Here is a 7475-nt window from a genome sequence, read left to right as displayed (position 1 = left end):
TTTATTTTGCCTAACATATTGCCACTATTTTATACTCAAATATACCATTTTTGGCAATAATTATCATCTATTTCTAGCTAAATTTTATTGTAATAAAATAACAATCAGGCAGTTATTTGTTTTTTAAGGGATGACTAATTACTCGGATACGGTTACCTATGCGTTGGTCGTCAATGCCTCCAAAATATTGGATATGAATATTCAAGCCTTATTATTTGAATTTGGAAAATATTGGGTACTGACGATTGCGGCTGAAAAGTATGCGGCTTTGTTGCACTCAGCGGGAAAAGGACTGCGAGAATTTTTGGTCAATCTCCCCAACTTTCACAGCCGTGTGATGTTGTATTATCCTGAAATCACTCCCCCTGAGTTTAAGGTAATGGAGCTTTCTGACACTACCTTGGAGTTACACTATTTCTCGAAACGTCCCGGATTACACCCTTTTGTTTCTGGAATTTTGGAGGGTTTAAGTACTTTTTTTGAAACCCCTGCAAGGATTGAATTGATAGAGACCTCCATGGAAGACGAGTACCACAAGAGTGTTTTTTCACTGCATTTCTGAATGTATTTTCCCAAACCCTCCCCAAATCCAACGATAAATGCAAACCTTAAAAAGATTATTCCCTTTCTATTTGCGGCTCGATAAGGAACTCGAAATCATCGAGTACGGTCCGAGTATGGGGAAATTTTTAAAAGACAAGGGGCATTTTGCAAGCAATTTCAAATACATACGTCCCAATTTTGGGATTACGTATACTTTTGCTTCGATAGCTGAATTCTTGGATCAGGTTTTTATCCTTGAATTATTCAATCATCCTAAAAAAGTTCGCTTTAAAGGGCAGTTCATCATTCACCATGAATACGAAGAAGAACTTTGGTTTTGCGGTTCCCCTTGGTTGATGTCGGTCGAGGATTTGCAACAACACGATTTGTTTGTGACCGATTTTGCACAACATGATTCAGCCATTGACACCTTGTTAATGTTGAATCAAAACTTGCTTAATTTGCAAGATAACAGCAAGATGATTGCCGATTTAAAACAAAAGAACGAACGTTTACAACAAGTCAATGAGCGACTCGATGCCATTGTTTATGCCATCACACATGATTTCCGCGCCCCTTTGCTGGCGAGTATCGGTTTGCTTCAATTGCCAGAGTCGATGGTATTGGAAGAACTCCCAGAAATTTTACATACGTTAAAGCGATTGGATCGCACGATAATTCATTTGAATGAGTTGTCAAAAAACGAGAAAGTAGCTTTAAAATTAACGCCTATCAGTTGGGAAGAATTAATCCAAGAAAGCTACCACAATTATTCGGTGATTTACAACACTAAAATTCCTATGCATCTCTCTATTGATGCATCAACTCCTTTTCACTCGGATACCTTTCGCATTCGAACCATTATCAATAATTTGATTTCCAATGCTATAAAGTACGCTAGACCCGATTTGGGAGCGGCTTCCTTAATTAAAATAAACATTCATACCGACCCAAGTTCTTGCATCCTTACTGTTGAAGATAATGGAGAGGGCATTGATGAAAAGAATTTGGAAAACATTTTTAAACTTTTCTATCGCGCCTCGATTAAATCACAAGGCAATGGGATTGGACTGTATATCATCAAAGAAATGGTGCATTATCTCAAAGGAACCATCACCGTAAAATCGGTTAAAAATGAAGGCACCACTTTTACGTTAAAATTCCCTAATAAAAAACTTGAATAACACCATGAAGACTCATTTTTACATTATTGACGACGACGAACTCTTCTTAAAATTAGGAAAAATGTACCTTGAAATGGGGACTTGCACCTCGTCGGTAACCCTTTTTAACGATGCCACCGAAGCGTTAAAAGCGATTGAATGTATGGAGGAATCTATCGCGCAACGGTATGTGATTTTTTTAGACTTGAACATGCCCATTCTCAACGGATTTGGCTTTTTGGAGGCCTTGGAAAAAAAACCAAAACAGCTTCAAAAAAACATACAGATTTATGTACTCACCTCCTCAATCAATCATGAGGATATTGAGCGTATCAAGCAATATAAATCCGTCAAAGAATATTTGAACAAACCGATGACTCGCGAAATGGTGCAACATGTATGTGCCTCCTAAGGAAAAATGAAGTCAAAAAAAACCCCGATGTAAATAAATACCATCGGGGTTTGTTATCTTAACGTAGGCTGTTATACATGCAAAGCACGATTGTCGGTAGCCGCTAAAGCAGCTTCTTTGATGGCTTCGGCAAAAGTAGGATGGGCATGCGACATGCGCGTTAAATCCTCGGCTGAAGCACGGAATTCCATCGCTACGACTGCTTCTGCAATCAAATCGGCACATCGCGCACCAATCATATGCATTCCTAAAATTTCATCGGTTTTGGCATCTGCCAACACTTTTACAAATCCGTCCAAATCGGCACTGGCACGCGCACGCCCCAAGGCTTTAAACGGAAAACTACCTGCTTTGTATGCGATTCCTTCGGCTTTCAATTGCTCTTCGGTTTTCCCTACACCAGCCACTTCAGGCCAAGTGTATACCACACCTGGAATCAAATTGTAATCGATATGGGGACGTTGACCGGCAATAAACTCGGCGACCATTACCCCTTCTTCTTCCGCTTTATGTGCCAACATGGCGCCGCGAACGACATCGCCAATAGCATAAATAGTGGAAGCCGTCGTTTGCAAATGATCGTTTACTTCCACTTGACCGCGTTCGGTAATTTTTACACCCGCAGCTTCCGCATTCAACCCATCGGTGAACGGACGACGACCCACGGCCACCAAACAGTAATCGCCTTCCAACACCAACTCGTTTCCTTTGGCATCATCGGCTTTGACGGTCACTGCTTTTCCGGTACGGGTCACCTCTTTCACTTTGTGCGAAGTATAAAACTTCATGCCTTGTTTTTTCAACACTTTGGTCAATTCTTTCGAAAGGGCGCCATCCATTCCTGGAATGATACGATCCATGTACTCCACGACAGACACTTGAGCGCCCAAACGCAAATACACTTGTCCCAATTCAATACCAATAACGCCACCGCCTATAATCACCAAATGCTTGGGCACTTCAGTCATTTTTAACGCTTCTGTAGACGTAATGATCCGTTCTTTATCAATAGTGATAAAGGGCAATGAAGATGGTTTAGATCCCGTAGCAATTATTGTATATTTTGATTCTATAACTTCGTTTGAACCGTCATTTTTCGCCACATTGATATGGTTGGCATCGACAAACGAACCGACTCCTTCAAATACGGTAATTTTATTTTTATCCATCAAAAACTTGATCCCGCCACAGGTTTGATCCACGACCTGTTGCTTGCGTTCAATCATTTTGGCTAAGTTGACCTTCACTTTCCCGGACACTTCGATACCGTGATCGGCAAAATGCTGCAACTCTTCATAATGATGCGAAGAAGCTAACAAGGCTTTGGAGGGAATACATCCCACGTTTAAACAGGTACCTCCCAAAGTGGGATATTTTTCAATAATTGCGGTTTTAAATCCCAATTGGGCGCAACGAATGGCTGCAACATAACCGCCGGGACCTGATCCAATAATCGTGACATCAAACTGACTCATAGAACTGATTTTTGTTGTGTTTTTATAAATTGTAAGGCAAAATTACGAATGTTTTTTGGGTTAAGATTCATGAAAAAGAAATAATATTCAAGCCTTACAATTGATGGTTTAAGTTTACTGAATACTTGCCAAATACAACTGCGTAAACGAGGACATTGATCTACAAATAAGTTGACCGTCAACAGGGAACTTTTCAAAATCACCTACACAGCTACACTTTCAAAAAAACTTCCACATTGCACACTGTAAACCAATTACTTACAATGAAATCGTTTTCGTAGATTTATGAATTTCATGATAAATATCAGGGTTTTTGGAAAAGGGTGTAACGAACTTTGAAGTAGTAAAATTGTTCAATAAATAAGTACACCATTCTCTAAAATTTAGAACCATGAAAAATATCAAATTAATCCAAGAGTTACATGAAATGGGGATTACCGGCTACCATGAAGTAGTTTACAATCCGACCTATCAAGAATTACACGAAGCTGAACTCTCTCACAATTGTCGAGGCTATGAAAAAGGTGCCGTAACTGAAAGTGGTGCGGTTGCTGTAAAAACAGGCATCTTTACGGGTCGTTCACCCAAAGACCGCTACATTGTGAAAGACGACGTGACTAAAGATACCATTTGTTGGGACGGTAAAGTCAATTTTCCCACTACTCAACCCATTTGGAGTGAATTAAAAAAATTAGTCCTTAAACAATTGTCTACTTCACGTAAACTTTATGTTGTGGATGCCTTTTGTGGCACCAATCCTGACACTCGTTTAAAAGTTCGATTCGTCATGGAAGTTGCATGGCAAGCGCATTTTGTAACAAACATGTTTATCCGACCAACGCTTCATGAACTACAAGAATTTGGCAAACCCGATTTTGTGGTTTTAAATGGTTCAAAAACCACCAACCCTAATTGGGAAGAAATGGGATTGAATTCAGAGAATTTCATTCTATTTAACCTTACCGAGAAAATGCAAATCATCGGTGGTACATGGTATGGTGGCGAAATGAAGAAAGGAATGTTTGCCATGATGAATTATTATCTACCATTGAAAGGCATGGCTTCTATGCACTGTTCAGCTAATGTAAGCGAAGACGGAGACGTAGCGATTTTCTTTGGGCTATCAGGGACCGGAAAAACGACACTTTCAGCCGATCCAAAACGCTATTTGATAGGTGATGACGAACACGGATGGGATGATCGTGGTGTGTTTAATTACGAAGGGGGATGTTATGCCAAAGTGATTGATTTAAGCGAAGAAAATGAACCCGATATTTGGCGTGCTATCAAGCGTGATGCATTGTTAGAAAATGTAGTAGTCAATGAATACGGTGAAGTGGATTATTATGACCACAGTATCACAGAAAACTCAAGGGTCTCTTATCCGATTTATCATATCAATAAAATTGTATTGCCATCAAAAGCAGGCCATGCTAAAAAAATCATCTACCTCAGTGCGGATGCCTTTGGCGTTTTACCACCAGTTTCTATTTTAAATGAAGATCAAGCTCAATATCACTTTTTGTGTGGTTATACTTCAAAATTGGCCGGCACAGAACGTGGAATTACAGAACCACAACCCTCTTTTTCACCTGCTTTTGGAGAGGCCTTTTTGACCCTACACCCGACCATGTATTCAAAAACATTAGTCGCAAAAATGAAAGAACACGGTGCCAAAGCTTACTTAATGAATACTGGTTGGAACGGAACAGGAAAACGAATTTCATTAAAAAACACCCGTGCGATTATTGATGCCATTATAGATGGAAGTATTGAAAGTGCGCCAACCACAAAGATTCCGTACCTTAACCTCACCATTCCCACACAATTGGAAAACGTAGACTCCTTAATTTTAGATCCTAGAGCTACGTATATCCAAGCTGCAGAATGGGAGGAAAAAGCAAAAAAACTAAGTGCCTTGTACATTAAAAATTTTGCTCAATATACGGATACTGTAGAAGGTGAACGCCTTGTAAATGCGGGTCCGCAATTGGAACCCTTTGAAAAACCAATAGAAGCCTAACACAATTTACAACCCTAAATACGCTGCGTTATGGACTGGATACTCAATTTACTGACCCAACCTTCATTTGCACACACTCTTATCCTCTTTGGTTTAGTGATTGCCACTGGAATTAGTTTAGGAAAATTGAAAATTTTCGGTGTATCACTCGGCGTAACTTGGGTGTTATTTGTAGGGTTAGCCTTTTCTCTTGCAGGCGTTGTTGTTGAAAATGAAGTCCGGGAATTTTTAAAAGACTTCGGACTCGTTCTTTTCGTGTACACCTTGGGATTGCAAGTAGGTCCTGGCTTTTTTGCTTCTTTGAATCGAAATGCTTTAAGCAATAATGTATTAGCCGCTCTAATCGTGAGTTTAGGTTTGACCCTTACGTTATTATTTTACTGTACAACTACCTTCGCTATCGGTGAGCTGAGTGGGGTTATGAGTGGTGCAGTTACCAATACACCCGGATTGGCCGCAGCACAAACTACGCTGAGCAATATCCATGGCGACACTGCCGACAATGCAACGGTTACACTAGCTTATGCTGTAGCCTATCCCTTTGGGGTGTTTGGAATAATCCTTGCCATGGTGTTCCTGAAACGAATATTTAGGGTCGACATTATTAAGGAAACCGAACTTCAAAACAAATTGCAAAATTTACGAGAGAATCGGGTGATTTCAAAACACCTTCAATTGGACAACCATCAATTAATTGGAAAACCGCTTTCACAAATCTTCGAAATCATCAAAACACCCATTGTGGTGTCACGCATGTTTCACCATGGTGAAATAATTACACCTACACCCAAAACCATTTTGGCTCAAGGAGATGTACTTTTAATTGTAGCTCCAAAAACAACTTTTGACCAATTGCACGTATTGATTGGCGTGGAGAGTGCAATAAATCTTAAAACTGCATTAGACAGTAATTTGATTAGTCAGCATTTTGTGGTAACCAATAAAGCCATTACGCACCGACGTTTGGGAGACATTACTGAATTACACCAGCATGATTTTACCTTTACCCGATTAAACCGGGCAGGCACTCAATTGGTTCCGAATGGCAATATCGTTTTACAATTGGGGGATACCATAAAAGTGGTTGGTACACCTGAAGGTTTGGAGCAAGCCACTAAAATTGTGGGGGATTCAATCAAACGATTGGAAGTCCCAGATTTAGCTCCAATTTTTATTGGCATTGTTCTCGGACTTCTCGTGGGAAGCATTCCGCTTCAAATTCCAAGTATTCCTGTTCCCGTAAAAATCGGTTTAGCCGGTGGACCGTTACTTATAGCGCTTTTATTAAGTCGGTTTGGCAATCAAATTTATCTAAATAATTATACTACACATAGTGCTAATTTAATGCTTCGTGAATTGGGAATTTGCTTTTTCCTCACGAGTGTAGGATTGGGCAGTGGTGCCCAATTGGCAAAAGCTTTTACAGGTACTACTGGATTTTATTGGATTGGAATGGGATTGGCAATTACTTTACTTCCACTTTTAATTACGGGTTGGGTGGCTAAAAAATTCTTTAAGAAAAACTTTTTTGAAATTATGGGTCTTTTGGCGGGTGCCTCAACTGACCCACCAGCCCTAGCCTTTGCTCTAAAAATAGCGGGAAACGACACGCCATCCGCAACATACGCAACGGTTTATCCACTCACTATGATTTTGCGTATTGTGGGAGCTCAATTACTAATTCTATTTTTCTCTTAAACATTCGATACTTCTCTTTTTTTATTTAGTCATTCCTTAAAAAGCCACTATTTTAAATTTCGATTAAAATAGTGGTTTTATTTTTAGTGAAAAAGTTGAACAATAATTGTAACCAAAAAATAATTAGTTCTTTAATTTGGTTAAATCGGAGCTTTAGATTG

General features: G+C 39.6%; 6 protein-coding genes. 5 read left to right on the top strand and 1 reads right to left on the bottom strand.

Annotated elements, in window-relative coordinates; translation table 11 throughout:
- Nucleotides 1–130 precede the first annotated feature (130 nt).
- Genes O9316_RS04295 through O9316_RS04285 form a run of 3 tightly spaced genes read left to right on the top strand, consistent with a single transcriptional unit; the run spans nucleotide 131 to nucleotide 2118 of the window.
- Nucleotides 131–562, top strand: coding sequence for a heme NO-binding domain-containing protein (locus O9316_RS04295; protein ID WP_298205593.1), 432 nt, complete (start codon nucleotides 131–133; stop codon nucleotides 560–562).
- Nucleotides 563–599: 37 nt separating this feature from the next.
- A complete protein-coding gene (locus tag O9316_RS04290; protein WP_298205592.1) occupies nucleotides 600–1727 on the top strand; it encodes an ATP-binding protein in 1128 nt (375 codons plus the stop codon).
- A gap of 4 nt (nucleotides 1728–1731) precedes the next feature.
- Entirely contained in the window at nucleotides 1732–2118 is a 387-nt protein-coding gene (locus O9316_RS04285) for a response regulator (protein ID WP_298205591.1), read from the top strand.
- Between the two features lie 71 nt (nucleotides 2119–2189).
- On the opposite strand, the gene lpdA is transcribed toward O9316_RS04285, so the two are convergent.
- Nucleotides 2190–3593: a dihydrolipoyl dehydrogenase gene (lpdA, locus tag O9316_RS04280; protein WP_298205590.1), complete on the bottom strand. Its 1404-nt coding sequence runs from the start codon at nucleotides 3591–3593 to the stop codon at nucleotides 2190–2192.
- A 391-nt stretch (nucleotides 3594–3984) separates the two neighbouring features.
- Here lpdA and pckA point away from each other — a divergent pair, with 391 nt between their 5' ends.
- The gene (gene pckA / locus O9316_RS04275) at nucleotides 3985–5616 is read left to right on the top strand and encodes a phosphoenolpyruvate carboxykinase (ATP) (RefSeq protein ID WP_298205589.1); all 1632 of its coding nucleotides are present in this window, start codon (nucleotides 3985–3987) and stop codon (nucleotides 5614–5616) included.
- Between the two features lie 30 nt (nucleotides 5617–5646).
- Nucleotides 5647–7314, top strand: coding sequence for a putative transporter (locus O9316_RS04270; RefSeq protein WP_298205588.1), 1668 nt, complete (start codon nucleotides 5647–5649; stop codon nucleotides 7312–7314).
- Nucleotides 7315–7475: the final 161 nt, after the last annotated feature.

This window comes from Flavobacterium sp., assembly GCF_027533505.1.
Taxonomy (GTDB): Bacteria; Bacteroidota; Bacteroidia; order Flavobacteriales; family Flavobacteriaceae; genus Flavobacterium.
This window is presented reverse-complemented; position numbering and strand designations above follow the sequence as displayed.